At 67.8% G+C, this 25,865-nt stretch carries 27 protein-coding genes and 1 other RNA gene; 7 read left to right on the forward strand and 21 right to left on the reverse strand.

The genetic code is table 11. The annotated features are described in order from the left end of the window. Positions 1-4: 4 nt before the first annotated feature. The 4 genes from U1F38_RS13170 to dnaX all read right to left on the reverse strand — a co-directional run bounded on the left by U1F38_RS13170 (position 5) and on the right by dnaX (position 4,522). A complete protein-coding gene (locus U1F38_RS13170) occupies positions 5-1,063 on the reverse strand; it encodes an ABC transporter substrate-binding protein (RefSeq protein ID WP_409987532.1) in 1,059 nt (352 codons plus the stop codon). Positions 1,064-1,271: 208 nt separating this feature from the next. Then, the gene (recR, locus tag U1F38_RS13175) at positions 1,272-1,862 is read right to left on the reverse strand and encodes a recombination mediator RecR (protein ID WP_409987533.1); all 591 of its coding nucleotides are present in this window, start codon (positions 1,860-1,862) and stop codon (positions 1,272-1,274) included. Positions 1,863-2,064: 202 nt separating this feature from the next. After that, the gene (locus tag U1F38_RS13180; protein ID WP_409987534.1) at positions 2,065-2,400 is read right to left on the reverse strand and encodes a YbaB/EbfC family nucleoid-associated protein; all 336 of its coding nucleotides are present in this window, start codon (positions 2,398-2,400) and stop codon (positions 2,065-2,067) included. A gap of 202 nt (positions 2,401-2,602) precedes the next feature. Continuing rightward, positions 2,603-4,522, reverse strand: a complete 1,920-nt coding sequence (gene dnaX, locus U1F38_RS13185) for a DNA polymerase III subunit gamma/tau (RefSeq protein WP_409987535.1) — start codon at positions 4,520-4,522, stop codon at positions 2,603-2,605. Positions 4,523-4,659: 137 nt separating this feature from the next. On the opposite strand from dnaX, the gene U1F38_RS13190 reads away from it, so the two are divergent. Next, positions 4,660-4,947 carry a hypothetical protein gene (locus tag U1F38_RS13190; RefSeq protein WP_409987536.1) on the forward strand — a complete coding sequence of 96 codons (288 nt, stop codon included), beginning with the start codon at positions 4,660-4,662 and terminating at the stop codon, positions 4,945-4,947. 5 nt (positions 4,948-4,952) lie between these two features. After that, positions 4,953-5,049, forward strand: an RNA gene (gene ffs / locus U1F38_RS13195) — signal recognition particle sRNA small type. Between the two features lie 43 nt (positions 5,050-5,092). On the opposite strand, the gene U1F38_RS13200 is transcribed toward ffs, so the two are convergent. The 9 genes from U1F38_RS13200 to U1F38_RS13240 all read right to left on the reverse strand — a co-directional run bounded on the left by U1F38_RS13200 (position 5,093) and on the right by U1F38_RS13240 (position 12,848). Beyond that, positions 5,093-5,425, reverse strand: a complete 333-nt coding sequence (locus U1F38_RS13200) for a hypothetical protein (protein WP_409987537.1) — start codon at positions 5,423-5,425, stop codon at positions 5,093-5,095. Continuing rightward, the gene (locus U1F38_RS13205; protein WP_409987538.1) at positions 5,422-5,682 is read right to left on the reverse strand and encodes a nitrogen fixation protein FixH; all 261 of its coding nucleotides are present in this window, start codon (positions 5,680-5,682) and stop codon (positions 5,422-5,424) included. The genes U1F38_RS13200 and U1F38_RS13205 overlap by 4 nt, the downstream gene beginning before the upstream one ends. Before the next feature lie 4 nt (positions 5,683-5,686). Continuing rightward, entirely contained in the window at positions 5,687-7,102 is a 1,416-nt protein-coding gene (ccoG, locus tag U1F38_RS13210; RefSeq protein ID WP_409987539.1) for a cytochrome c oxidase accessory protein CcoG, read from the reverse strand. A 56-nt stretch (positions 7,103-7,158) separates the two neighbouring features. Then, positions 7,159-8,082, reverse strand: a complete 924-nt coding sequence (gene ccoP / locus U1F38_RS13215; RefSeq protein WP_409987540.1) for a cytochrome-c oxidase, cbb3-type subunit III — start codon at positions 8,080-8,082, stop codon at positions 7,159-7,161. An 18-nt stretch (positions 8,083-8,100) separates the two neighbouring features. After that, positions 8,101-8,238 carry a cbb3-type cytochrome oxidase subunit 3 gene (locus U1F38_RS13220; RefSeq protein WP_409987541.1) on the reverse strand — a complete coding sequence of 46 codons (138 nt, stop codon included), beginning with the start codon at positions 8,236-8,238 and terminating at the stop codon, positions 8,101-8,103. Positions 8,239-8,250: 12 nt separating this feature from the next. Next, the gene (gene ccoO, locus U1F38_RS13225) at positions 8,251-8,868 is read right to left on the reverse strand and encodes a cytochrome-c oxidase, cbb3-type subunit II (protein ID WP_409987542.1); all 618 of its coding nucleotides are present in this window, start codon (positions 8,866-8,868) and stop codon (positions 8,251-8,253) included. 25 nt (positions 8,869-8,893) lie between these two features. Then, positions 8,894-10,330 carry a cytochrome-c oxidase, cbb3-type subunit I gene (ccoN, locus tag U1F38_RS13230; RefSeq protein ID WP_409987543.1) on the reverse strand — a complete coding sequence of 479 codons (1,437 nt, stop codon included), beginning with the start codon at positions 10,328-10,330 and terminating at the stop codon, positions 8,894-8,896. A gap of 65 nt (positions 10,331-10,395) precedes the next feature. Then, positions 10,396-10,533 carry a cbb3-type cytochrome oxidase assembly protein CcoS gene (ccoS, locus tag U1F38_RS13235; protein WP_409987544.1) on the reverse strand — a complete coding sequence of 46 codons (138 nt, stop codon included), beginning with the start codon at positions 10,531-10,533 and terminating at the stop codon, positions 10,396-10,398. Next, entirely contained in the window at positions 10,533-12,848 is a 2,316-nt protein-coding gene (locus U1F38_RS13240; protein WP_409987641.1) for a heavy metal translocating P-type ATPase, read from the reverse strand. Before U1F38_RS13240 ends, ccoS begins: the two co-directional genes overlap by 1 nt. A gap of 151 nt (positions 12,849-12,999) precedes the next feature. On the opposite strand from U1F38_RS13240, the gene U1F38_RS13245 reads away from it, so the two are divergent. Then, complete coding sequence (locus U1F38_RS13245; RefSeq protein ID WP_409987545.1) at positions 13,000-13,443, forward strand: universal stress protein; 444 nt, start codon at positions 13,000-13,002, stop codon at positions 13,441-13,443. 170 nt (positions 13,444-13,613) lie between these two features. On the opposite strand, the gene U1F38_RS13250 is transcribed toward U1F38_RS13245, so the two are convergent. The 7 genes from U1F38_RS13250 to U1F38_RS13280 form a co-directional block, all read right to left on the reverse strand. After that, positions 13,614-14,228 carry a LapA family protein gene (locus U1F38_RS13250; protein ID WP_409987546.1) on the reverse strand — a complete coding sequence of 205 codons (615 nt, stop codon included), beginning with the start codon at positions 14,226-14,228 and terminating at the stop codon, positions 13,614-13,616. Between the two features lie 132 nt (positions 14,229-14,360). Continuing rightward, a complete protein-coding gene (locus tag U1F38_RS13255; protein WP_409987547.1) occupies positions 14,361-15,944 on the reverse strand; it encodes a malonate--CoA ligase in 1,584 nt (527 codons plus the stop codon). A 36-nt stretch (positions 15,945-15,980) separates the two neighbouring features. Further along, a complete protein-coding gene (locus U1F38_RS13260; protein ID WP_409987548.1) occupies positions 15,981-16,772 on the reverse strand; it encodes an enoyl-CoA hydratase/isomerase family protein in 792 nt (263 codons plus the stop codon). Between the two features lie 18 nt (positions 16,773-16,790). Continuing rightward, positions 16,791-18,167 (reverse strand): malonyl-CoA decarboxylase, encoded by a 1,377-nt coding sequence (locus tag U1F38_RS13265; RefSeq protein ID WP_409987549.1) that lies wholly within the window; start codon positions 18,165-18,167, stop codon positions 16,791-16,793. A 503-nt stretch (positions 18,168-18,670) separates the two neighbouring features. Beyond that, the gene (locus U1F38_RS13270; protein ID WP_409985584.1) at positions 18,671-19,813 is read right to left on the reverse strand and encodes an IS110 family transposase; all 1,143 of its coding nucleotides are present in this window, start codon (positions 19,811-19,813) and stop codon (positions 18,671-18,673) included. Between the two features lie 81 nt (positions 19,814-19,894). Next, a complete protein-coding gene (gene lgt, locus U1F38_RS13275; protein WP_409987642.1) occupies positions 19,895-20,710 on the reverse strand; it encodes a prolipoprotein diacylglyceryl transferase in 816 nt (271 codons plus the stop codon). Positions 20,711-20,736: 26 nt separating this feature from the next. Continuing rightward, entirely contained in the window at positions 20,737-21,657 is a 921-nt protein-coding gene (locus tag U1F38_RS13280) for a LysR substrate-binding domain-containing protein (protein WP_409987550.1), read from the reverse strand. A gap of 111 nt (positions 21,658-21,768) precedes the next feature. Between U1F38_RS13280 and ilvD the strand changes: the two genes are divergently transcribed. From ilvD to U1F38_RS13300, 4 genes are all read left to right on the forward strand, one after another. Continuing rightward, on the forward strand, positions 21,769-23,478 hold the full coding sequence (gene ilvD / locus U1F38_RS13285) for a dihydroxy-acid dehydratase (RefSeq protein WP_409987551.1): 1,710 nt from the start codon (positions 21,769-21,771) through the stop codon (positions 23,476-23,478). A gap of 12 nt (positions 23,479-23,490) precedes the next feature. Continuing rightward, on the forward strand, positions 23,491-23,871 hold the full coding sequence (locus U1F38_RS13290) for a pyridoxamine 5'-phosphate oxidase family protein (protein WP_409987552.1): 381 nt from the start codon (positions 23,491-23,493) through the stop codon (positions 23,869-23,871). 10 nt (positions 23,872-23,881) lie between these two features. Next, on the forward strand, positions 23,882-24,268 hold the full coding sequence (locus U1F38_RS13295) for a PaaI family thioesterase (protein WP_409987553.1): 387 nt from the start codon (positions 23,882-23,884) through the stop codon (positions 24,266-24,268). Positions 24,269-24,387: 119 nt separating this feature from the next. Beyond that, entirely contained in the window at positions 24,388-24,618 is a 231-nt protein-coding gene (locus U1F38_RS13300) for a hexameric tyrosine-coordinated heme protein (RefSeq protein ID WP_409987554.1), read from the forward strand. Positions 24,619-24,755: 137 nt separating this feature from the next. Here the strand turns inward: U1F38_RS13300 and ribD are convergent, their stop codons facing one another. Further along, positions 24,756-25,856, reverse strand: coding sequence for a bifunctional diaminohydroxyphosphoribosylaminopyrimidine deaminase/5-amino-6-(5-phosphoribosylamino)uracil reductase RibD (gene ribD / locus U1F38_RS13305; RefSeq protein WP_409987555.1), 1,101 nt, complete (start codon positions 25,854-25,856; stop codon positions 24,756-24,758). Positions 25,857-25,865: the final 9 nt, after the last annotated feature.

Consider the following 25,865-nt stretch of genomic DNA (forward strand, 5'->3'; position numbering starts at 1 on the left):
CACGTCAAGCGGAAAAGCGCTGCTTGGCCTTGAGCACGAACTCGTTGGTGTAGGTGGCCGCCGGCGCTGCGGCGCGCACGGCAGCAGGCGTGCTCAGTTGCTGAGCCACCAGGCGGTGCGCGGTCTGCACCGCGTCCTCGCTGAGGAGTCCATCCGGTGAAAACGCCTCGCGCACCTTGTCCAGCGCCGCCAGGTAGATGGCCCGGTCACCCGTCATGGCGCTCTCGGGAACCACGCGCACGATGTCGCTGGGGCCGGCGGTCTGCAACCACTTGAGCGCGCGCACCACGGCGTTGGCGAGCGCCTGCACCGTGTTGGGATAGCGCAGCACGAAACCCTGCGGCGCGTACAGGCAGCCGCCGGGCATGGGCCCGCCATACAGTTGCTGCGTGCCGCGCAGGGAGCGGGCGTCGGCGACCACGCGAATCTGCGCGGCAAATTCCAGCTGGCTGATCACCGGGTCCACGTTGGCGATGGCGCCGATGCGTCCCTCGCGCAACGCCGCGACCGCACCCGCGGCGGTGCCCACCCCGACCCACTGAACATCATCAGGCCCCAGGCCGTCACGCGCCAACACCAGGCGGGCAAACCACTGGGTGGCCGAATCGGGCGCCGAGATGCCCACGCGCTGGCCGCGCAGGGTGCGCAGCGTGCGTCCATCGGTCAGCACCTGGTTGCCGACGCCAAACACGGCTTGCGGCGCACGGCCCAGCAACGCGAAGGCACGGCAATTCACGCCCCGCTGGCGCAGCAAAATCGTATGCTCGTAAGCCCCGGCTGCCACATCGGCGTGGCCGGTGGTCAAGGCCTGCTCGGCGAGCCCGCCACCGGCGTGGTCTTGCAGCTCGACGGCAACACCCTCCTCGTTGAAATAGTTCAGTTGCGCCGCCAGGATGACCGGCAGGTAGTACAGCGTGTTCTTGCCGCCCAGCGCCAGCGTCACGCGCGCACGCTCGGGCCGCGTCTGCGCCCGCAGCGGTGTGCTCGCCAGCAGACCGAGCGCCGCTGCCGCTGCGAGAACGTCCCGGCGGCCGGGGTCGGGCAAGGGATGGAGGGCAGACACGAGGGTTCGGCAAGCGGGCTTCACAGACCTCACCGTACCCAAGCACGCCGCCCGGCGCATCGGGGCGAGCCCGCATCGGGTTTTCATTGTTGCATTGCAGCAAAAGTCGTGCAATGCAGGCTGGAGAACCGCGATTTTCTTAAGTCAAATCGGGCGTTTGCGATTTGCTGTCAAGCGCAACCAGCTATCAAAAAAAGAGTGACAAGACTCAGCGGCGATCCACCAAGGCATGCGCGATGGTGCCCAGGTCCACGTATTCGAGCTCGCTGCCCGCGGGCACACCGCGCGCCAGCCGCGTCACCATGAGGCCGCGCGCCTTCAGCACCTGGCCGATCACGTGCGCGGTGGCCTCGCCCTCGGCGGTGAAGTTGGTGGCCACGATCACCTCCTGCACCTGGCCATCGCTGGCGCGCGCCAGCAATTCATCCAGGCCGATGTCCCCAGGGCCTACACCGTCGAGCGGACTCAGGCGCCCCATCAGCACGAAGTAGCGCCCCCGGAATGCCCCCGTGCGCTCCAGCGCGGCCTGGTCAGCCGGGGTTTCGACCACTGCCAGCTTGCTGGCGTCGCGCCGCGGGTCCAGGCAGGTGGCGCACACCTCTCCTTCGGTGAAGGTGTGGCACAGCGCGCAATGGCGCACCTGCTGCACGGCGGCGTCCAGCGCCTGCGCCAGCGCCAGCGCACCGGGCCGGTCGTGCTGCAGCAGATGAAAGGCCATGCGCTGCGCCGAGCGCTGGCCCACGCCGGGCAGGCGACGCAGGGCCTGCACCAGGGTGTCGAGGCTGTGGGTGTCGCTCACGGCTTTCCGTGCGCGCCGGGGGGCCTTGAGGTAGCCTTGGCTCGCACGCGTGCGCGTATGCCGCCGGCAGCGCACCGCCCCCCAGGAAGCGACCGGCCGCGGAGCAGGCCATGCCAGCGGGCGCCGCGCACGGGCTTGCACCGGGCGCTGGCGTCGTCCCCTCGGGGGAAGGCGGCCGCAGGCCGACTCAGGGGGGGCGTCATCAAAACGGAAACTTCATGCCCCCCGGCAACCCCGGCATGCCCGCCGGCATCAGTTTGCCCATTTTCTCGTTGGAGACCTCCTCGGCCTTGCGCACGGCGGCGTTGAAGGCGGCGCCCACCAGGTCCTCAAGCATGTCCTTGTCGTCGGCCAGCAGGCTGGGGTCGATGGTGACGCGCTTGACGTCGTGCTTGCAGGTCATCAGCACCTTGACCATGCCGGCGCCGGACTCACCCTCGACCTCCACGCTGGCGAGTTCGTCCTGCGCCTTCTTCAGGTTGTCCTGCATGGCCTGGGCCTGCTTCATCAGGCCGGCCAGTTGTCCTTTGTTGAACATCGAATTTCCTTTGTGTCAAAAGCAAAACATTTCAGCGATCCATGGCACCGCACGCCACCCGCGTGGCACAAGACCGGCGCGGCCCCCGCGCGGACAGCCGCGCAAGGGCCGCCTCGCCGCGCTGGCTGCGTCCCCCTGCCCGCATTGCGCAGCAATGCGAGAGCGGAGGGAAGGCGCGAAGCGACTCAGGGGGTGTTTCATTTCAAAGCGGCTTGACGCTGCCCGGCACGATTTTCGCGCCAAAGTCGCGCATCATCGTCTGCACGAAGGGGTCGGCCATCAACATGGACTCGGCCGCCTTCTGGCGCCGGGTGTTGGCGATGGCGTTGCGCCGCGCCGGGCTGTCGTGCACGGCGCCGATTTCCACCGTGAGCTGCACCGGATGGCCGGCTTCGGCCAGCACCGCTTGCAGGCGCTCACGCGCGCCGGCGGACTGCGCCAGCGCGCTGCTCTCCACCCGCAGCGTCCAGGCGGTGTCGCTGCGGGCCACCAGCTGCGCCTGCAAGGCAAGCTCACGCGTCAAGGCGGTGATGGCCTCGGCGCCGACCAGGCGCTGCACCAGTTGATGCCACAGCTCGCCATCGGCGCTGGGCGGCAGCGCGGCGGGCGCGGGCTCCAGTGCCGGCATGCGCGGCCGTGGATGTGGCACATCGGCGCCATCGCCTCGCACCGCAACCGGCATCAAGGCCACCGGTGCCGGCCCGGCAGGCGCTGGCGCGACCGTCGCCTGGGGTATCTGGCGCACCGGCAAGGCCTGCACGGGCGGCGCGCTGGGCGTGGCGCGGACCGGCGCGGCTGGCTCCAGCGGGGCCGCCGCGGGGTCATCAAACCCGTCTTCGGGCTCAACGGCGGGGGGCAAGTCGTCCGTGCCCGCTTCGTCCCGGCGCTCATCGGCGCTGGCGGCGGCCGGCGGTTCTGGCGTCGGCGCCAATTCGGGCTCCGGCGCGGGGACGGCCGATGCAGGTGCCTCAGCCTGTGCGGGCTTCAGAGTTTTTTTTTCAGCCGGGGCACTGGCCGCATTGCCTTGCTTGAAAGGCAGCAACCGCAGCAGCACCATGGTCAGGCCCACGTACTCGTCGGGAGCAAGCCCCAGTTCGGCACGGCCGTGGATGCACAGGCTGTAGAGCAGCTGGGTTTCATCGGCGGCCAGACGCTGCGCCAGCCGGGCGATGGGTGCTGCCTCGGGGTCGGTGTCATCCACCGCCATGCCGGGCACGGCCTGGCGCACGGCCATGCGCTGCAGCACGCCGGCCATGTCCTCCAATGTGCTGGCGGCCGACTGACCGGCCGCGCGCAATTGATCGACCTGCGCCACCACCGCGCGGCCGTCGCCGTCGGCCAGCGCCTCGATCAGGCTGAACACCACGCCGCGGTCGACGCTGCCCAGCATCTGGCGCACCGCCGCCTCGTGCAACTGGCCGCTGCCAAAGGCGATGGCCTGGTCGGTCAGGCTGAGCGCGTCGCGCATGGAGCCGCGGGCGGCGCGCGCCAGCAGGCGCAGGGCGGACGGCTCCGCTGGCACGCCTTCGGTCGCCAGCACCCGCTGCAGGTGCTCCAGCACGGTCTCAGGCGCCATCGGCCGCAGGTTGAATTGCAGGCAGCGCGAGAGCACCGTCACCGGCACCTTCTGCGGGTCGGTGGTGGCCAGCACGAACTTGAGGTATTCGGGCGGCTCCTCCAGCGTCTTCAGCATGGCGTTGAAGGCGTGGCCGGTCAGCATGTGCACTTCGTCGATCATGAAGACCTTGAAGCGGCCCTGCACGGGCTTGTAGACCGCCTGCTCCAGCAGGCCCTGCACCTCGTCCACGCCGCGGTTGCTGGCGGCGTCCAGCTCGGTGTAGTCGACAAAGCGGCCGGCGTCGATCTCGGTGCAGGCTGGGCACACACCGCAGGGCGTGGCCGTGATCCCGCCCTGCCCATCAGGGCCGGTGCAATTGAGCGACTTGGCCAGGATGCGCGACACCGTGGTCTTGCCCACGCCGCGCGTGCCCGTGAAAAGGTAGGCGTGGTGCAGTCGCTGCTGCGTGAGCGCGTTGCTGAGCGCCTGCACCACGTGCTCCTGGCCGACCAGCTCAGAGAAATTGCGGGGCCGGTATTTGCGCGCCAACACCAGATAGGACATGGCGCGAATTCTACGGGCGCATCGGGCCGGTCACGGCGGGCCCGCTTTTAGAGTCCGGACTCTGAAACTGATGCATTCAGGCAACAACGACAGTCACGAGTCGCCAAAGCGCGTTATGCTGCACTGCGACATAGCTCATGATCCAACGTTTCAAGGATCGCGACCGCCTCCCCATGCTGCACCACGTCGATAGCCCCGATTTCGCCGATTCCGTGACGGCCTTGATCGAAGCCAGCCCCGAAGCTTGCGCCCTGATTCAGGCGCTGCGCGGCTGCCAGCACCCGCGCAGCGGGCGACTGATGGCGCGGCTGCGCGACTGCCAGGACGAAACGCGCATCAACGACTTGCGCGCCGAGGTTTTTCAGCTCCTGGCGCTCAGTTTTGGCCGCGCCGAAGCCGAACGCCGCCTGCAAACAGTACAATAGACGGCGACGGGCCTTCCCGCATGGTGAAGGAGCCAACCGGGTCAGGTGGGGAACCAAGCAGCCCTCACTCTGAAGTCAGTGCCGGGGTCAAGGCTCGTCACCTTTTTCACGCACCTCCTGCTCATCGGCGCCTTCGGCGCCGATTTCACTTGAGCAGATCCGGGGGCGTCCAGTCGGTCGAAGGCTGCACCACGTCGGGCCGGTCAAAGCCGTTGACGTCGCGCGCCGGGCGCGCCAGCATCAGCGTGAGCGCGCTGCTCAGCATCAGCATCACCCAGAAGATCAGGAAGGTGACGGAATAGATCGCCTCGCGCGACCAGTTCACCGTCTCGCCAAACAGGCTGAGCGATTGCGGGTCGAGCACCGCAAAGACCATCATCTCCAGCACACCCGCCACCAGGAACGCGGGCCACGCCACCCACATCCAGCTGCGCCCGCGCGCCGCTTGCGGCAGCCGAGGGATCTGCTCGCCGCTCACGGCTTGCTCGCGCCCGCGCCGCCGGTGGCCGCATGGTTGCGCACCTGCATGGCCGGAGCCAGATGCGCGTCGGCGCGTGTCACGGCGGCGCGCTGAACGCTGGGGGCGGCGTCGGTGTAGACCGGGTCGGGCCGAGTGATGGCCAGGTAGAGGGTGAAAAAACCCGCCACCACGACGATGGCCGGGCCGCTGATCACCAGCCACACATAGCCGAATTTCCACCACGGGCCGGACGTTGGGGTTTGGGCTGCACTCATCTCATCACCTTGGAACCATGAATACGGATTTCTCGCGAACTTCGCCCACACCCGGGGAGTCGACGCGGAAGTGGATCTCATGCGAGCCCGGCTTGGCACCATCATAGGGCAGGCGCAGGCGCACCGGTACCCACAGGGCGCCGGCGGCATCGATGGTGACCTTCGGGTCGCTCACCAATTGCAGGCCCGGCAGGCCTTCGACCGACAACGTGAACTCGCGCGCTTGCTCGGTCGCGTTCATCACCTGGATGCGATAGATGTTCTCGATCTGGCCGCCTTCGACGATACGCGCCAGCGTGGCGCGGTCGCGCACGATATCGACCTTGAAAGGGGTGCGCAGCACCAAGCTGGCGACGAATGCCATGGCCACGGCCGCCAGGATGGCGCTGTAGATCAGCACACGCGGGCGCATCACCTGACGCAGGATTTCGCGTTTGCCCCAACCCTGCTCCAGCGCGCGTTCGGTCGAATAGCGAATCAACCCGCGCGGGTAGCCCACCTTGTCCATCACCTCGTCGCAGGCGTCGATGCAGGCCGCGCAGCTGATGCACTCGTACTGCAGGCCGTCGCGGATGTCGATGCCGGTGGGGCACACCTGCACGCACATGGTGCAGTCGATGCAGTCGCCCAAGCCCAGGGCTTTCGGGTCGGCCTTTTTTGAGCGGCCGCCACGCGGCTCGCCACGCGCCGCGTCGTAGGTGACGATCAGCGTGTCCTTGTCGAACATGGCGCTCTGAAAGCGCGCATACGGGCACATGTACTTGCACACCTGCTCGCGCATGAAGCCGGCGTTGCCCCAGGTGGCAAAGCCATAGAAGAAGACCCAGAAGGTCTCCCACGGGCCCAGGCGCCAAGCCAGCACGTGCGCGGCCAGCTCCCGAATGGGCGTGAAGTAGCCCACGAAGGTAAAGCCCGTCCACAGGCCGATGGCAATCCATACCAGATGCTTGCCGCCCTTGCGCCACAGCTTGCCCAGTGACATGGGTGCGGCGTCCAGCCGCATGCGCGCCTGGCGATCGCCCTCGAAGCGCTTTTCGACCCACAGATAGATCTCGGTGTATACCGTCTGCGGACAGGCGTAGCCGCACCACTGGCGCCCCGCCACCGCCGTGAACAGAAACAGCAGCATGGCCGAGATGATCAGGATCGCCGTCAGGTAGATGACGTCCTGCGGGTACAGCACCAGCCCGAAAATATAGAAGCGCCGAGCGTCCAGATCAAACAGCATGGCCTGGCGCCCACCCCACTGGACCCACGGCATGCCGTAGTAAAAAATCTGGGTGGCAAAAACAAAGAACCAGCGCCAGCTGGCAAACAGGCCCTTGATGCTGCGCGGATAGACCTTCTTTTGCGCCGCGTACAGCGACACCATCACCGGGCCGTCGGTGGCCGGATCAGGAGCGGGTGCAGGGGTTTTCATGACCAAAAAAACGGCAGGTCAACCCAGCTTGCGCGGATCGACCCAGAGCCAGCCCATCAGTTGGCGGCCGGTGGCGCCACGCCGCCACCTTTGCCCCACACATAGGCCGTCAGCAGCTTGATCTGCTCGGGCGTGAATTTCTTGTCCCACGCGGGCATGACGCCGGTCTTGCCGTTGGTGATCATGGCGACGATGTGCGACTCCACCGCCGGGCCGTGCATGAACACGCCGCTGGTCAGGTTGGGCGCGCCCAGGGCCGGGTTGCCCTTGCCGTCGGGGCCGTGGCAGGCCGCGCACACCACGAACTTGGCGCGGCCCAGATTGGCACGCACCGAGTCATTGGGCGCGCCAGACAGGCTGAGCACGTAGTTGGCCACGTTGCGCACGTCCTCGGGGGAGCCCACCGCAGCAGCCATCGGCGGCATCATGCCGGTGCGGCCCTTGGTGATGGTCTCCTCGATCTGATCCGGCGTACCACCCCAGTTCCATTGCTTGTCGGTCAAGTCCGGAAAGCCCTTGCCGCCGCGTGCGTCCGAGCCGTGGCACTGGGCGCAGTTGTTCATGAACAGGCGATCGCCGATGGCCATGGCCGGTGCGTCCTTGGCCAGCTCCGGCACGCTCTTGCCGGCAAAGGCCGCATAGATGGGCGCCACCTGCTCGTTGCCCTTGGCCATTTCCTTGTCGAGCTGACCGATCTGCGTCCACTTGAGCGAGCCCTCGTAGGAGCCCAGGCCCGGGTACAGATACAGGTAGGCAAAACCGAACAGGCAGGTGATGATGAACAGGCCCACCCACCAGCGCGGCAAAGGGTTGTTCATCTCGCGCAGGTCCTCGTCCCACACGTGGCCGGTGGTGTTGTCGCTCTGCGTCATGGCCTTGGTCTTGCCACTGAACCACAGCAGCAGCAGGCAACCGACGATGCCGCCCAGCGTGATGGTGGTGATGAACACCGACCAGAAATTGCTTGTGAAGTCGCTCATTGCCGAATCCTTGTTCTGTCAGTCGCTCTCGAGCGGCAGACGAGCGGCCTCTTCGAAACGCGCCCGGTTGCGGCCCGACCAGGCCCAGATGACGATGCCCACGAAGGTGATCAGCGTGATCACCGTGACGATGCTGCGCAGCAGGTTGATGTCCATGACGGCTCGTCCTTATTTGCGGTGAATGCCCAGCACCTGCAGGTAGGCGATGACGCCATCCAGCTCGGTCTTGCCCTTGAGCTCTTCGGGCGCCTTGGCAATTTCGTCGTCCGTGTAGGGCGCGCCCAGCGTGCGCAGACCGCGCATGTGCGCCTGGATGGAGCCGGCGTCGGCGGCGGTGCGCTCCAGCCACGGGTAGGCGGGCATGTTGGACTCGGGCACCACGTCGCGCGGATTGTTCAGGTGGGCGCGATGCCAGTCGTCGCTGTAGCGCCCGCCCACGCGCGCCAGATCGGGTCCGGTGCGCTTGCTGCCCCACAGATGGGGGTTGTCGTAGACAAACTCGCCCGCCACCGAGTAGGGGCCGTAGCGCAGCGCTTCGGCGCGGAACGGGCGGATCATCTGCGAATGGCAGTTGTTGCAGCCCTCACGGACGTAGACGTCGCGGCCCACCACCTGCAGCGCCGTGTAGGGCTTCAGGCCTTCGATGGGCTGGGTGGTGGACTTCTGGAAGAACAGCGGAACGATCTCGACCAGGCCGCCCATGGAGACGACGATCAGGATCAGCACGATCATCAGGAAGTTGCTGGTCTCGATGCGGGCATGCCCGGTGACTTTTTCTTGCGCCATGTTGCGTGGCCCTCTTTCAGTTCGATCAAGCGTGCGCCACGACGGCGGGAATCTGCACCGGCACGGCACGGCCGGACGTGGCGGTCTTGATGGTGTTCCACAGCATGATCACCATGCCGCTCAGGTACAGCAGCCCGCCCATCAGGCGCAACACGTAGAACGGATAGGTGGCCTTGACCGACTCGACGAAGGTGTAGGTCAGCGTGCCGTCGGCGTTGACGGCGCGCCACATCAGGCCCTGCATCACGCCGGCGATCCACATCGCGGCGATGTAGATGACGATGCCGATGGTGGCGATCCAGAAGTGCACCTCGATGGCCTTGGTGCTGTACATCTGCTTGCGGCCGAACAGGCGCGGGATCATGTAGTAGAGCGAGCCCATGGTGATCAGACCCACCCAGCCCAGGGCGCCGGAGTGTACGTGGCCGATCGTCCAGTCGGTGTAGTGGCTGAGCGCGTTGACGGTCTTGATCGACATCATCGGCCCCTCGAAGGTGGACATGCCGTAAAACGACAGCGAGACGATCAGAAAGCGCAGGATCGGGTCGTCGCGCAGCTTGTGCCAGGCGCCCGACAGCGTCATGATGCCGTTGAGCATGCCGCCCCAGCTGGGCGCCAGCAGGATCAGCGAGAACACCATGCCCACCGACTGCGCCCAGTCGGGCAGCGCGGTGTAGTGCAGGTGATGCGGGCCGGCCCACATGTAGGTGAAGATCAGCGCCCAGAAGTGCACGATGGACAGGCGATAGCTGTAAACCGGGCGCTCGGCCTGCTTGGGGATGAAGTAGTACATCATGCCCAAGAAGCCCGCGGTCAGGAAGAAGCCCACCGCGTTGTGGCCGTACCACCACTGCACCATGGCGTCCTGCACGCCCGAATAGGCCGAGTACGACTTCATCAGGCCCACGGGCAGTTCGGCGTTGTTGACAATGTGCAGCAGCGCGATGGCCAGGATGAAGCCGCCATAGAACCAGTTGGCCACGTAGATGTGCTTGATCTTGCGCGTGCCGATGGTGCCGAAGAACACGATGGCATAGGCCACCCACACCAGCGTGATCAGGATGTCGATCGGCCACTCCAGCTCGGCATATTCCTTGCTGCTGGTATAGCCCAGTGGCAGCGAGATGACCGCTCCCACGATCACGGCCATCCAACCCCAGAAGGTGAACGCCGCCAGCTTGTCACTGAACAAGCGCACCTGGCAGGTGCGCTGCACCACGTAGTACGAGGTGCCGATCAGGCCCGTGCCGCCAAAGGCGAAGATCACCGCATTGGTGTGCAGCGGACGCAGGCGCCCGTAACTGAGCCACGGAATGCCGAAGGTGATATCCGGCCAGGCCAGCTGGGCGGCGATGAACACCCCCACCAGCATGCCCACCACCCCCCACACCACCGTCATGATGGCGAACTGGCGCACCACCTTGTCGTTGTAGACCGTCGCTTGTGCGTTGGCAAATGTCATGTCCACTCTTCCTTTTCAATCGCGCCGCAGTATCCTTGATTGGCGCATGGGCACGTTGATGTTTGTCAATCGTTCTCGAAAATCCGCTGACCTTCGCGTTCCACGTCTTCGAACTGGCCACGCCAGATGGCCCAGCCCAGGGCACCCAGCACGAAAAACACCAGCACCACCGACAGCGGAACCAGCAGGTAAAGCACGTCCATCAGACCCCCTCCAGCGCGCGACCGCCCGACAGGCGCAGCGCATTGAGAACCACCAGGAGCGAACTGGCCGCCATGCCCAGGCCGGCGGCCCAGGCGGGCATCCAGCCCAGCATCGCCAAAGGCACGCCGACCGCGTTGTAGACCAGCGCCCAGGCCAGATTCTGCTTGACAATCGTCAACGTGTGAACTGCCTGGCGCCACGCGCCGGCAATGGCCGTCAACTGGCCACCCAGCACCACGAAATCGGCCTGCGCCTGGGCCAGGGGTACGGCCTGCCCAAAGGCAAAGGACACCTGCGCCGCGGCCAGCCCCGGGCCGTCGTTCAGGCCGTCGCCCACCATGGCGATGCGCGCGCCGCTGCCCTGCAAGGCCTGCAGGTGCCGCAGCTTGTCGCCCGGCGAGCAGCCGCCCAGCGCCTCGTCGATGCCCGCCAGAGCGGCGATGCGCTGCGCCGCCTGCACGTGATCGCCCGACAGCAACTGCACCTTCAGGCCGGCCGCGTACAGAGCGGCCACCGCCGCCGGCGCGTCGGAGCGCAGGTCTTCGTCGAACTCGAAACACGCGATCGGGCCCTCCTCATCCACCAGGTGGCTGACCGGCCCGGCGTCTGACGCCGTTGCCGCGCCACCAAACGCCGCCGAGCCCAGCCTGACGCGCCGGACTTGGCCAGCCACCTCCACCACGCCCTCCACGCCCTGGCCAGCCGTCTCGCGCACCCCCTGCGCCGCGGGCAGGCGCAGATCGGCGGCCTGCGCCGCGCCGACCAGCGCGCGCGAGATCGGGTGCAGGCTGTGCCGCGCCAGGGCCGCCGCCAGCGCCAGCGCCTGTTCGCGCGTGACGCCGGGGCGCAGCGTCAGCTGGCGCAGCGCAAAGGCGTCGCGCGTCAGCGTACCGGTCTTGTCGAATACCACGGTATCGACTGCAGCCAGCGCCTCGATGGCCTGCAGGCGCCGCGTCAGGATGCCTCGGCGCGCCAGGGCGCCGGCGCTGGCCAGCATGGCCGCCGGCGTGGCCAGCGAGAGCGCGCAGGGACAGGTCACCACCAGGATGGCCACCGCGATCATCAAGGCGTGGGCCGGGTCCTGCGGCCACCACCAGGCGCAGGCTGCGCCAGCGGCCAGCAGCACGAAGATCAGGAAGGGCTTGGCCAGCCGGTCAGCCAGTTGCGCGATGGGCGGCTTGCTCACCGCCGCCTGCTGCATCAGCGCCACCACCTGGGCATAGCGCGTTTGCGCGCCAACCTGGCGCACCTGCATCTGCACCGCCTCGCTCAGGTTGTGGCTGCCGGCAATCACCGTGTCGCCCACCGCGCGCGGTACCGGGCGCGACTCGCCGGTGAGCAGGGCCTCGTCCACCGTGGTGGCACCCGCCGTGAGTGCGCCGTCGGCCGGAAAGCTCTCGCCCGGCAACACCCGCAGCACATCACCCACCCGCACGCGGCGCACCACCACGCGCGTCCACTCGCCATCCGCGCCGCGCCTCTCCACGCTGTCGGGCAGACGGTGCATCAGCACCTCGAGCGCGCCAGCGGCGCGGTCGCGCAGGCGCAGCTCCAGCCAGCGCCCGCCCAGCAGGAAAAACACGAACATCGTGAGCGAGTCGAAATACACCTCGTGGCCGAACAGGCCATCGGGCTCGAAGGTGCCCAGGCTGCTGACGATGAAGGTGATCCCCATGCCCAGTGCCACCGGCAAATCCATGCTGACCTGACGCCGGCGCACGTCGCGCCAGGCGCCGCGCAGGAACGGCTGACAGGAAAACAGCAGCACCGGCAGCGACAGCACCCATTGCGCCCAGCGCAGCAAGGCCATGATGTCGGGCGTGATCTCGCCCGGTGCGGTGAAGTACGACGGCGCGGCATACATCATCACCTGCATCATGCACAGCCCCGCCACGCCCAGGCGCCACAGCATGCGCCGGGTCTCGGCCTGGCGCAGCTCGCTGGCCTGCGGGTCGTGCGCCGGCAGCGCGCGGTAGCCCGTGCCTTGCAAGGCGGCCATCCAGCGCGAAGGTCGTGTGCGCCGCTCGTCCCACACCACGCGCCCGCGCTGGCCGGCGGCGCTGACGTCGGCCTCCAGCACGCCTGGGACGGCGCGCAGGGCCTGCTCGATGGTGCCCGCACACGCTGCGCAATGCATGCCTTCGAACGCCACCGAAGAAGCCCAGTGGCCGCTCTCCGCGCCCGCCGCGCGCTGGCTGAACGCCAGCCATTCGTCACGCTCGTCAAGCAGCGCGGCGGCATCGTCCGGCCGCGCAGCGGCGCCATCGGGCCGCTCGGGCGCGGGGCCCAGCGAAAGAACGCCCTCGGCTTGCATGGGCACCGAAGATAAGGGCTGGGCCAGCGACTCGGCTTGATTCATGTCAAGTGTCAGCGGCTTTGATCCGGATAAGGTATGGTGAAGGCATGGGGGCCGCGTTGATGTCGTCGCCACTGCCTCGCATCGTCAACACGAAAGGAGATGGAACATGTACAAGCGCATTTTGGTGGCCACCGACGGCTCGGAGCTCTCGACCAAGGCCGTCGATCATGCCATTGGTCTGGCCGCGCTATGCCAGGCCGAACTGATTGCCATGACGGTCGTGCCGCACTACCCGCGCAGCTATTTCGATGGTTCGCTGCCGCTCACCAACGACGAGGTGGAGCGCGTCGAGAAGCACTGGTCCGAGGGGGGCCACAAGATCCTCGATGCGGTGCAGGCCGCCGCCAAGGCCAAGGGCGTGGCGCTGAGCGACGTGGTCGTCAAGTCGGATCTGGTGGCCGACGCGCTGATCGAGACCGCCAAGGCGCAAAAGGCCGACCTGATCGTCATGGCCTCGCACGGGCGCAAGGGCATGTCTCGCCTGTTGCTGGGCAGCGAAACGCAGCAGGTGCTGACGCACTCGAGCATTCCGGTGCTGGTGTTGCGGTAAAGCACCCCCTGGTCGCTTCGCGCCGTCCCGCTTCTGTCACGCCGCGCGTGGCAAGCGGGCGCGGCCAGCGCGGCAGAGTAGCCTTTTCGCGACTGCCCGCGCTGGCGCCGCGTTTGTTTCATGCAAAGCGGGTGGCGCGCGCAGCGCCAACGACAACCGAGATCCCCGCTTCAGCGCTCGGGCGCAATGCTGCCCACGGGATCGGCTGGCGGCTCGGCCGCCGATGCCTCGTGGGTCACCGCCGGGCGCACGCTCGGCAGTGCGGGGCGGTAGTCGGCCAGGCCCTCGCGCAGGCCCATTTCCAGCCGATCGACGCGCGCGTGCAGGTCCCGGTTGTGGTTTTCCACCGCCTGCACCAGGCGGCCGATCTCGGCATCGACAGGGCGCTCGCGCAGGCCCATTTCGGCGCGGTCGATGCGCGAAAGCGTGTCCTGCTTCTGGCGCTCGACCGCGTCGCTCAGCCGCGCCACTTCCTGGTCCAGGTGCTGGCGCAGGTCGGTAAAGCGCGAGGCCTCGGCCTTGTCGGCCAGTTCGCGCTGGGCCGCCAGCTCGCGCGCGTGGCGGCGCGTCTCCATCAGCACCGTGCCTTGGGTGAAGGCCATCACCCCGACGAACACCAGAAAAAGCAGCACCATCAAGCCCACCAGCACCAGGCCCAGCGGCGCGGTCACGTGCGCAAAAACCAGGGACAGCTCGGTTGGCCGGTTCATCTCCGTCCAGTTCACCCCGACAAACGCGGCGATGGCGGCGCAAACCAACAGAAAAAACAAGGTTCGCAAGGACATGGGTGCTCCTGAATGGTCGGTTTCCGGTTGGCAGTTTGCAGCGGTCAGCGGTCCGCGATCCGAAGTCGGCCGACGTCTGACGCCGGCGAGCCGAAGACCGCAACTTTGTGGGAAGTGTAAGCCGCTGCCCCGTCACCCCTGCTCGAACAAGCCTTGATAGCGCTCGCGCAGCAGATTCTTTTGCACCTTGCCCATGGTGTTGCGCGGCAGCTCGGGCAGGACGAAGCAGCGCTTGGGGATCTTGAAATTGGCCAGTCGGGTCTTGAGCGTGGCCAGCAGCGCGTCCGGGTCGGGCGTGCTGCCGGCGCGGGCAATCACCACCGCCACGCCGACTTCGCCGAAGTCGGGGTGCGGCACGCCGACGATGGCCGACTCCTGCACGCCCGGCAATTCGTTGAGCACGCCCTCGATCTCGGCCGGATACACGTTGTAGCCGCCGCTGATGATCAGGTCCTTGCTGCGCCCGACGATGCTGACGTAGCCGCGCGCGTCCTGCTGGCCCACGTCGCCGGTCTTGAAAAAGCCATCAACGGTGAACTCCTCGGCCGTCTTTTCGGGCATCTGCCAGTAGCCGGCAAACACGTTGGGGCCCTTGACCTGGATGCCGCCGATTTCGCCCGCGGGCAGCTCGCGCCCGTTCTCGCCCTGCACCCGCAATTGCACGCCCGGCAGCGGAAAGCCCACCGTGCCGCCACGTCGCTCGCTCTGATTCTGGTAGCGTGGATCGGCGCGATACGGGTTGCTGGTGAGCATGATGGTCTCGCTCATGCCGTAGCGCTCGAGGATGGTGTGGCCGGTGCGCGCCTGCCAGTCGCTGAAGGTCTCGATCAAAAGCGGCGCCGAGCCGCTGATGAACAGGCGCATGCGCGCCGCCTGCTGCCGCGTCAGCGCCGGCTCGGCCAGCATGCGCGTGTACAGCGTGGGCACACCCATGAACACGGTGGCGCGCGGCAGGTCGGCGATCACCCGTTTGGGGTCGAACTTGCCGTGCCACAGCATGGTGCTGCCGTTCAGCAGCGCGCCATGAATGGCCACGAACAGCCCGTGCACGTGGAAGATCGGCAGCGCGTGGATCAGCACGTCGCCCCGGCCTTCAGGCCCTCCGGTCGCCGTCCAGCCCCAATAGTCCTTGAGCATCACGGCGTTGGACAGCAGGTTGCCGTGCGAGAGCATGGCGCCCTTGCTGCGGCCCGTGGTGCCGCTGGTGTAGACGATGGCGGCCAGGTCGTTGGCCCCGCGCGGCACCGGCGTTTGCGAGGCGCCGCAGTGGGACGCGCGCTCCAGCAGGCTGCCCGTGCGGTCGTCGTTCAGTGTGAAGACGTGGCGCGTGCCCGCCTGGAAGGCAATGGGGCTGACCCAGGCGAAGTTCTTGCCGGTGCACACCACCACCGCCGGCCGGGCATTGCCCACGAAGTACTCGATCTCGCCGCTCTGGTAGGCCGTGTTGAGCGGCAGAAAGACAAACCCGGCGCGCAGCGTGGCCAAGTACAGGATCATGGCCTCGACCGACTTGTCCACTTGCACCGCCACGCGCGGCGGCATGCCGTCGGGGTCCGTGGGAATGTCCAGCGACTGCAGCAGATTGGCCACCATGGCCGTGGCGCGGTCCAGGTCGCGCCAGGAGTAGCGCAGGCCGCTGTCGGTTTCCACCGCCAGGGCGTCCAGGTCGTCAGGGAAGGCGGCGCGCAGGGCGACAAACAGGTTGGCGTTGGGCATGGCGGTCGATTGGAGGTCCAGTGGGTGGGCGGGTGTTCAAAACCGCGGCGGGCGCTTGGCCAGAAAGGCGGCGATGCCCTCGCGGTGTTCGGCGCTGTCGGCGTAATCATAGGCGCCGGACACTATGTTTTCAATAGCTGCTTGCGCTTGTCCATCATGCGCCAGTGGCTGATTCAATGCCCGAAGCGTCTGCTTGTTCAAGCGCGCCGCGCGCGGCGCCAGCGCGGCCATGCGAGCGGCCCGCTGGCGCGCGTGCGCCAGCAGCTCGGCGGCCGGCAGCACGCCGTGCAGAAAGCCGCGCGCCTTCATCTCGGCCGCATCCAGCACGGCCGCCTGCAGCAGCATCTCGCGCGCCGTGGCCTCGCCCGCCACGCGGGCCACCAGCGCCGCCTCGCGCGGCGCCATCGGAAAGCCCAGCTTGGCGATCGGCGCGCCAAAGCGGGCGCCGTCGGCGGCCACGCGGATGTCGCAGCAGCTGGCGATCTCCATGCCCGCGCCCATGCAATGGCCCTCGATGGCGGCAATCATCGGCACGTCGCAGTCCAGCATGGCTTGCAGGCCGCCCCACACGTCCTGCTCGTGAAAGGCCCGCAGGCTGGCCACTTCGAAGCGGAACGCGGTGTACTCGGCAATGTCGCCGCCGGAGCAGAACGTCCCACCCTGGCCGTGCACGAGCACGCAACGAATGCCTTCATCGGCCTGGATCGCCGTGAAGACGGCGCGCAGGCGGCGCCACATGGCACGCGACATGGCGTTCAGCTTGCCGCTGTTGGCGATGATGACCCGTGCAAGTGCACCGTCCCGTTCAAGATGGATGTCACTGGGCATGGCGATCCGCGCAGCCCCTCAATCCAGCAGGCTCTGGACGGCGCCGGCCACGGGCACGGTGCCTTGCGCCAGCTCGCGGCGGTGCCTGTCCAGGCGCTTCAGGTCATACAGGTAGTTGACCATCAGCCCGTGCGACTGGCGCAGGCCCTTGGGCGAGGGGTCGCCCAGCCAGTTGATGCGCTCGATGCGCGCGCCGTTGCCCAGGTGAAAGCGCGCCACCGCGTCCAGCGGGCGGCCGCCGTCGGTGCTGGCGCGGGCAAGGTAGTGCGCGCCGGCGGCCAGCAGCCAGCGCGCGCGGGCCGACTTCTCGGGCCACTGGGCCACGCCCTCCAGGGCTGCCGACAGATCGGCCGGGGTGAGGTCGGCCACGTCCAGCTCGCGCGCCAGCTCGGCGCGGGCGCGGCCGGGCATGGCTTGCAGGCGGGCGTCGAGGTTCTTGGCCAGCCAGGCGCGAAAGCCGGGAATGGGCGAAAGCGTGGCAAACAGCTTCAGGCGCGGGAACTCGCCTTGCAGCACCTCGACCACGCGCTTGATCAGCTCGTCGCCAAAGCTCACGCCTTTCAGGCCGCTTTGGGTGTTGCTGATGGAGTAGAAGATGGCGCAGCTGGCCTTGTCCAGGTCGGCCGGCGCCGCCTCCTCGTCCAGCAGCGGGACGATGCCGCCAGCCATCTCGCGCAGCAGGGCCACCTCCACGAAGATCAGCGGCTCGCCCGGCATGCGCGGGTGAAAGAAGCTGTAGCAACGCCGGTCTTCGTCCAGCCGGTTCTTGGCGTCCTGCCAGCTGCGGATGTCGTGCACGGCCTCGTAGCGAATCAGCTTTTCGATCAGCGCGGCGGGCGAGTCCCAGCTGATGCGACGCAGCTCCAGAAAGCCGACGTCGAACCAGGTGGAGAACAGCTCCTGCAACTCGCCGTCCAGCGCGATCAGGCGCTTGTCCTTCTTCAGGTGCGGCAACAGCTCGGCGCGCAGATCGACCAGGAAATGCACGCCCCCCGAATAGGCCGAAAAGCGCTGCAGCAGCCGCGTGCGCGGCGCGGTGAAGGCGCGGCGCAACTGCACTTCGGCACGCGCTTCGTCGTCGGTGCCGCGCACGGCCTCATAGGCGGCGTGGGCCGATTCGATGGCGGCCACGTCGGGGGCGAAGTGCTCGCTCATCAGCACCCAGCATTCGCTGCGCTGCTCGGGCGTGGCGCCGGCGTACCACTGCGCGAACGCCGCGGCGCGGCGCCCGCCCTCGACCTCGCTCACGCTGGGGTCGAGCACGTGCTGCAGCTCGCGCAGGATGCGGCGCGAGCCCCAGGGGCCAATGGCGTCCACCCCGCGCTCGAGCATGGCGCCCAGGCGCTGGCGCATCGAGGTCACGCGGGTGGCGTCGGTATTTGCTTCAGTATTCATAGCTTACCGCGCTTGATACACAAGCGCCAGATGCCCAAATGACTTGCAAAATCGCGATCTCGAAATTGTAGGTCGGGTTGAGAAACAAAAACCCGACGGGCGTTCGGCCAACCCATGCCACCCACTCGACGCCCACGTCGGGTGACGCTGCGCCAACCCGACCTTCTATGACCTCTCCGAGGCTGTCAAGGCTTTTTGCGTTTCATCCTGGGACAGTGATCAGCAGTTGGTTCGCGTCACATCGAAGCTCTCGGTCTCTTGTACGTGGACTGAACGTCTCACCACCTTCTATCCGTTGGTTTTTGACCAACCGAATCCTGCATGCGCGTTGCGCTCAAGGTGACCTCGATTGGAGCAAACCCCATCTACTAGGGTCGGTCGCCTCGCCGGGCGACCAGGTTGGGTAACGGGCGTGCTCGACTTCCAGGCTGCGAATGCTCGACTGATCCTCTGTGTTCCTCCTTTCCTGACGACGGGCTGTTCGGGCCGTTGGTGTGCTTTTCTCAGACGCTCTTGAGCTTCGCGCCCTCGGGCATGACGCCTTGCTCGATGTAGCGCCACAGGGCAATGGCCAGCCGCCGGGCCACTGCCACGATGGCGATGCGCTTGCCCCTCTTGTTGGCCGCATTGCCTGCCGTGCGCATGGCAAACCATCGGGCAATCGCGCTCTCGCTCTGGTAGCGCAGCCACATCCAGGCCATCTCGATCAGCAGCGCCCGCACCTTGCGGTTACCCTGCTTGCTGATGCCCTGATCCACCCTTGAGGCGCCGCTGTCATAAGGTTGTGCCACCAAGCCGATACAGGAGCCCACCTGCCGTCGGTTGTGGAACTGGCGCCAGAACAGCTCGATCACCAGCCGCATCGCACCGATCCAGCCCACGCCCTTCAAGCGCGCCAGTTGCTCGATGCGCTGCTGCAGCGGTGCGGGCAGTTGGCGGCGCAGTTGCTCTTCGAGCGCGGCCAGTTGCTGCTGCGCCAGCACCAGCCGCTCGCATTCGCGCGCCAGCCGCTCACGCAGTGGCTCGGGCAACACTTGGCCGTCCCAGCATCGCAGTTTCCCGCCGTCCAAGCGCGCCTGCAAGTGTGCCTGCACATCTTCCCAGCAGCCCACTGTGCGCAGCAGCTTCCTGATGCGGTCGCGGTGCTGCACGATCTCCTTTTGCAGCTCGCCACGATCGCGTATCAGCTGGCGCTGCGCTTCGGCTTCTTGCGAGGGAATGCGCACGACATGCATGCGCTGGCGCTCTCCTCGCAGCCAGCCGAACAGGCACTCCAGCAGCGTCAGCGCATCGAGCCGGTCCGTCTTGGCTCGCCGGGCGTGGCGCGCCACCGGGATGCTGGCTGGATCCACCACGAACACCTTGATGCCCGCCGCCTGCAGGGCACGGGCGATCCAGAACGCGTCCTGGCCGGCTTCGTACACCGCATAGACCTCAGAGCCGGCCGGCAGCTGCCATTTCGCCTTGAGCTGCTCGATGCGTTGCAGCACTTGCTGCAGGCGCTCCCAAGGCGCCTTGGCCTCTGCCCCATGCAGCGCCGGCTTCTCCCGGCAGCCGTCGGAGGCGGCAATCTTCCAGCTGCCGCTGCTAAGTTCGAGAGACAACGCCAAGCCGGACGTAACATTGAATGTGTGGGTCGGTTGCATTTCGGTAGCTCCTGGTTTGGTTGGTCGAAACTCCATGCTAAGGATTACTTCGCAATCGGCCTACACCCCCAGTCATAGGATCTACGCGGTGGCCGGGCGGCGGCTGGCCCACGTCCACAAGGCAATGCCCGCCAGCACCATGGGCACGCACAGCCACTGCCCCATCGACAGGCCCAGCGAGAGCAGGCCCAGATAGGCGTCGGGCTCGCGAAAATATTCGGCGATGAAGCGAAACACGCCGTAGCCCACCAGAAACGCCCCGCTCACCTGCCCCGTCCGGCGCGGCCGGCGCGCGTACAGCCACAGCAGCACGAACAGCAGCACGCCCTCCAGCAAGAATTGATAGATCTGCGAGGGATGGCGCGGCAGCATGGAGCCGCTTTGCGGAAACACCATGCCCCAGGGCAAATCGGGCGGGGCAAAGCGGCCCCACAGCTCGCCGTTGATGAAGTTGCCCACGCGCCCGCTGGCCAGGCCCAGGGGCACGCAAGGCGCCACCAGGTCGGTCACCTGCAGCCAGGGCCGGCCGTTGCGGCGCGCCCACCCGATCATGGCCACGATCACGCCCAGCATGCCGCCGTGAAAGCTCATGCCGCCTTCCCAGATGGCAAACACCTGCAACGGGTGGGCGGCATAGAACGCGGGCTTGTAGAACAGGCAAAAGCCCAGGCGCCCACCCACGATGACACCCACCACGCCCCAGAACAGCATGTCCTCGACGTCGCGCCGGCTCCAGGGTGCGGGCTGGGTGATGCCGGCAAACTGCGGATGGCGCAGCCGGCGCGTGGCCAGAAAGTAAAACAGCCCGAAGGCCACCAGGTAGGTGATGCCGTACCAATGAATGGCGAGCGGGCCCAGGCGGATGGCGATCGGGTCGATGTGCGGGTACATCAGCATGGCTGCATTGTGCATGGCGTCCCGCGTCAGGCCGGCGCGGACCGGACAAAACCCAGAAATCGCTCCAGCGCCGGGCTGACGCGGTCGGCGCGCCAGACCAGCCGCGTCTCGCAAGCCGGCAGCTCGCGCGCGCCGCCGGGGCGCCGGTAGACCACGCCCGGGCGCTGAAACTGCTGCACGCTGCGCGGCACCCAGGCCAGCCCCAGGCCGGCCGACACCAGGTTGACGATGGTCTGCATCTGGATGGCCTCCTGCGCCACCTGGGGCGCCCGGGCGTGCGCGTGGTAGAGCGCGGCGATGGCGTCGTGCAGCGAGGGCGCGATGCGGCGCGGAAACAGCACGATCGGCTCGGCCAGCACGCGGCGCAGCGCCGGCGCGGCCGCGCGCGCCAGCATATGGCCGGCGGGCAGCGCCAGCAGCAGCGGCTCGGCAGCCACCAGGGCGTGGGCCAGGCCGGGCGGCGGCACGCCGCGCGCCAGCAGCATCAGGCCGGCGTCGATGTCGCCGCGCGCCAGCAGCTCCTGCTGCACGTCGCCGGTGGCCTCGATCAGCTCCAGGTGCACGCCGGGCGCGGCGGCGCGCCAGGCAGGCACCCAGCGCGGCAGCAGCTCAAACCCGGCGGTGGAGACAAACGCCAGCCGCACGCGCCCGGCGTCCCCCAGTGCGGCGCGTTGCGCCAGCGCGGCCAGGCCCTGGGCGCGGGCCAGCAGTTCGCGCGCCTCGGGCAGCAGGGCGGCGCCAGCCGGGGTGAGCTGCACGCGGCGGCGGTTGCGCTCGAACAGGCGCGCGCCCAGCACACGCTCCAGCCCGGCAATGGCCTGCGTCAGCGGCGGCTGGGTGATGTGCAGGCGCGCGGCCGCGCGGCCGAAGTGCAGCTCCTCGGCCACCGCCACAAACTGGCGCCATTGCCGTAATTCGATTCGAGCCAGTTCGTCATGGGCTGTCATATGCCATGCATATTACCGACGCCGACCAAATGGATTGGATCGCCGCGCGCCGGTGGCGCATACTCGCCTCCCAGCGTCCCCTTCTTCCCACGATCCAAGAGAGAGAGAACCATGGCCGATTCCAAGCCCGAGCTGCCCATCAACCGCCGCAGCGCCCACATCACGCAAGGCAAGGCGCGCGCCTCCAACCGATCCATGTTCTACGGCATGGGCTACACCGAGGCCGATTTCGACAAGCCCATGGTGGGCGTGGCCAACGGGCACAGCACCATCACGCCGTGCAACAGCGGGTTGCAAAAGCTCGCCGACGCGGCCATTGCCGGCATCGAGGAAGCGGGCGGCAACGCCCAGGTGTTCGGCACGCCCACCATCAGCGACGGCATGGCCATGGGCACCGAGGGCATGAAGTACAGCCTGGTCAGCCGCGAGGTGATCAGCGACTGCGTGGAGACCTGCGTGCAGGGCCAGTGGATGGACGGCTGCGTGGTGATCGGCGGCTGCGACAAGAACATGCCCGGCGGCATGATGGGCATGCTGCGCGCCAACGTGCCCAGCATCTACGTGTATGGCGGCACCATCGAGCCGGGCTGCCTGCACGGCTGTGACCTGAACATCGTGAGCGTGTTCGAGGCCGTGGGCCAGAACGCCGCGGGCAAGATCAGCGACCAGGAGCTGAAGGACATCGAGCAGCACGCCATTCCCGGCACCGGCTCGTGCGGCGGCATGTACACGGCCAACACCATGAGCAGCTCATTCGAGGCCCTGGGCATGAGCCTGCCCTACTCCAGCACCATGGCCAACCCGCACACCGAGAAGGTGGAGTCGGCGCGCGAGTCGGCCAAGGTGCTGATCGAGGCGATCAAGAAGGACATCAAGCCGCGCGACATCGTCACGCGCAAGTCGATCGAGAACGCCGTGGCGGTGATCATGGCCGTGGGCGGCTCGACCAATGCCGTGCTGCACTTTCTGGCCATTGCGCACGCGGCGGGCGTCGAATGGACGATCGACGACTTCGAGCGCATGCGCAAGAAGGTGCCGGTGTTCTGCGACATGAAGCCCAGCGGCAAGTACCTGGCCGTTGACCTGCACAAGGCCGGCGGCATTCCGCAGGTGATGAAGATGCTGCTGAACGCAGGCCTCTTGCACGGCGACTGCATGACCATCACCGGCAAGACCATTGCCGAGACGCTCAAGGACGTGCCGGACGCGCCGCCGGCCCACCAGGACGTGATTCACCCCATCGACAAGCCCCTGTACGCGCAGGGCCACCTGGCGATCCTCAAGGGCAACCTCAGCCCCGAGGGCGCGGTGGCCAAGATCACCGGCCTGAAGAACCCCGTGATGACCGGCCCGGCGCGCGTGTTCGACGACGAACAGTCGGCGCTGGCCGCCATCCTGGGCGGCCAGATCGTCGCCGGCGACGTGATGGTGCTGCGCTATCTGGGCCCCAAGGGCGGCCCCGGCATGCCCGAGATGCTGGCGCCCACCGGCGCGCTGATCGGCGAGGGCCTGGGCGAGAGCGTGGGCCTGATCACCGACGGGCGCTTTTCGGGCGGCACCTGGGGCATGGTGGTGGGCCACGTGGCGCCCGAGGCGGCGGCCGGCGGCAACATCGCGCTGATCCACGAGGGCGACTCGATCACCATCGACGCGCGCCAGCTGCTGCTGCAGCTGAACGTGCCCGAGGCCGAGCTGGCGAAACGCCGTGCGGCCTGGCAGGCGCCCAAGCCGCGCTACACGCGCGGCGTGCAGGCCAAGTTTGCCTTCAACGCCTCCAGCGCCAGCCGGGGGGCGGTGCTGGACGATTTTCCGCAAAACTGAAGGAGGCTTGCCATGAGCATTCCGGTTGCACTGCCCGAGCTGGGCCAGGCCATGGCCCGCTACCGCTTTGCCTACCTGCTGACAGCCAGCGCGAAAGGCGCGCCGCACGCCACCGCCACGGCAGTGACGCTGGACGGCGGCGTGCTGCACATCCCGGGCATCGGCCGACGCACGCGCGCCAACATCGAGCGCGAGCCGGCGGTGGCGCTGGTATGGCCGCCGCTGTCAGAGCAGGAGCATTCGCTGATCGTGGATGGCACGGCCACCCTCGAAGGTGAAGGCCTGCGCATCACGCCCACGCGCGCGGTGCTGCACCGCTCGGCCCCGGCGCCCGAGCCCAAGGCGCCTGGCGCCTGCGGCTCGGACTGCATCGAGCTGAATCTGCCGGGCTGACACCGCTCCCATGCAGCACCCATTTGCCGAGCTGATCGGCCTGCGCATCGACGAACAACGCGCCGGCCACAGCACGCTGAGCCTGACGGTGCGGCCCGAGCATCTGAACCCGCACGGCGTGGTGCATGGCGCGGTGGTGTTTGCCTTGGCCGACACCGGCATGGGCGCGGCGCTGTACCCGGGCCTGGCGCCGGGGCTGATCTGCGCCACCATCGACATCGGCATCAACTACTTCAAGTCCATCACGGCAGGCCGGCTGGTGTGCAGGACCGAAGTGCTGAACCAGGGCAAGCAAGTGGCGCACCTGCGCTCGGAAATCTTCGTGGATGAGCGGCGAGTGGCCGCGGCCACGGGCAACTACGCGATCTTCGCGCCGCGCGGCAAAGCCGCGCCTTGAGCCCTGGGGCCAGCGCCACCCAAAAGACCCCACCCCGCGCAGACCCAAAAGTCGGGCAAGGCAAGCCACATGCCAGGCTTGCGCACAATCGACCGGTCAACAACCCAAGGAGATTTCGCATGGCCGACGCTTGGCTCACCTCGCTTATCACCGCCACCCCGCAAGAAGGTTTCGAGCTGGCCATCACGCTCAGCCGCCGCGGCGTGAAATACACCCAGCCCGATCCGGCGGTGCTGCACAAGCTGCGGCCCGAATACTCCAACGATGCGCATGAGCTGACGGCCGCCTCGCAGGTCATCGCCACCAACTTCCAGACCGTGGCGGCAGCCAACAACTACTGGCGCAAATGAAGTGAGCAGCCCGTAGGTCGGGTCCGCGCAGCGAACCCGACGGTTCATGCAACCCACCGTGACGATCGACGCGCCGCGGTCGGGTTTTCGTTCCTCAACCCGACCCGCGGGTGCCGCTCGGCAGACAGCGCTACCCCTCAAGCATTGACGCGCGCCACGATGCGCAAGTCCGGACCCACGCGCCCCACGGTCTGATACTCGAGCCGCACGCCCTGCGCCAGCTCGGTGAAGGGCCCCAGGGTGGCCAGTCCGGGGCCTTCGCCCAGCAGCAGCGGCGCCTGATACAACAGCAACTCGTCCACCAGACCGGCGCGCCACAGGGCGGCGTTGAGTTGCGCGCCGGCTTCCACGTGCAGCTCGTTGACCTCGCGGCGCGCCAGTTCGGCAAGCAGCGCCGGCAGCTCGACTTGGCCGTCTGCGCCAGGCAGCGGCAATACATCGGCACCGCGGCCACGCACCGCCCTCTCGCGCGCGGCATCGGCCCCTGCGCAGGCAATGCAAACGCGCCGCTGCGGCACATCCCACAGCCGCGCATCCAGCGGCGTGCGCAAGCGGCTGTCCACGATGACCAGCATGGGCTGGCGCGCGATGCCGGCCAGGCGCACGTCCAGCCGGGGGTTGTCGCGCAGCACGGTGCCGATGCCCGTCAGCACGGCCCCCGCACGCGCGCGCCAGGCGTGACCGTCGGCGCGCGCGGCGTCGGACGTGATCCATTGGCTGACACCGCTGGGCAGCGCCGTACGCCCGTCCAGCGAAGCGGCCACCTTCAGGCGCACCCAAGGGCGCTGGCGGGTCATGCGGCTGAAAAAGCCGATGTTCAGTTCGCGCGAGGCCTCGGCGCCCGGCCCCACCACCACCTCGATGCCCGCGGCGCGCAGGCGATCGAACCCCTGACCCGCCACGCGCGGGTTGGGGTCCTGCAAGGCCGCCACCACCCGCTGCACGCCGGCCGCGATCAGCGCATCGGCACAGGGCCCCGTGCGACCCTGATGCGCGCAAGGCTCCAGGGTGACGTAGGCCGTGGCACCCTGGGTGGCGTGCCCGCGCGCTGCCGCATCGCGCAGCGCCATCACCTCGGCATGGGCCTGGCCCGTCGCTTGCGTGTGGCCCTGGCCGATTACCTGGCCGTCGGCGCGCACCAGCACGCAACCCACGGCCGGGTTGGGCGGGCACACGAGGCATGCCTGCTCGGCCAGGGCCAGGGCCTGGGACATGAAGGTGTCCATGGCAGCACTCATGAATGGCTT

The organism is Ottowia sp., from assembly GCF_046348305.1.
Lineage (GTDB): Bacteria > Pseudomonadota > Gammaproteobacteria > Burkholderiales > Burkholderiaceae_C > Ottowia.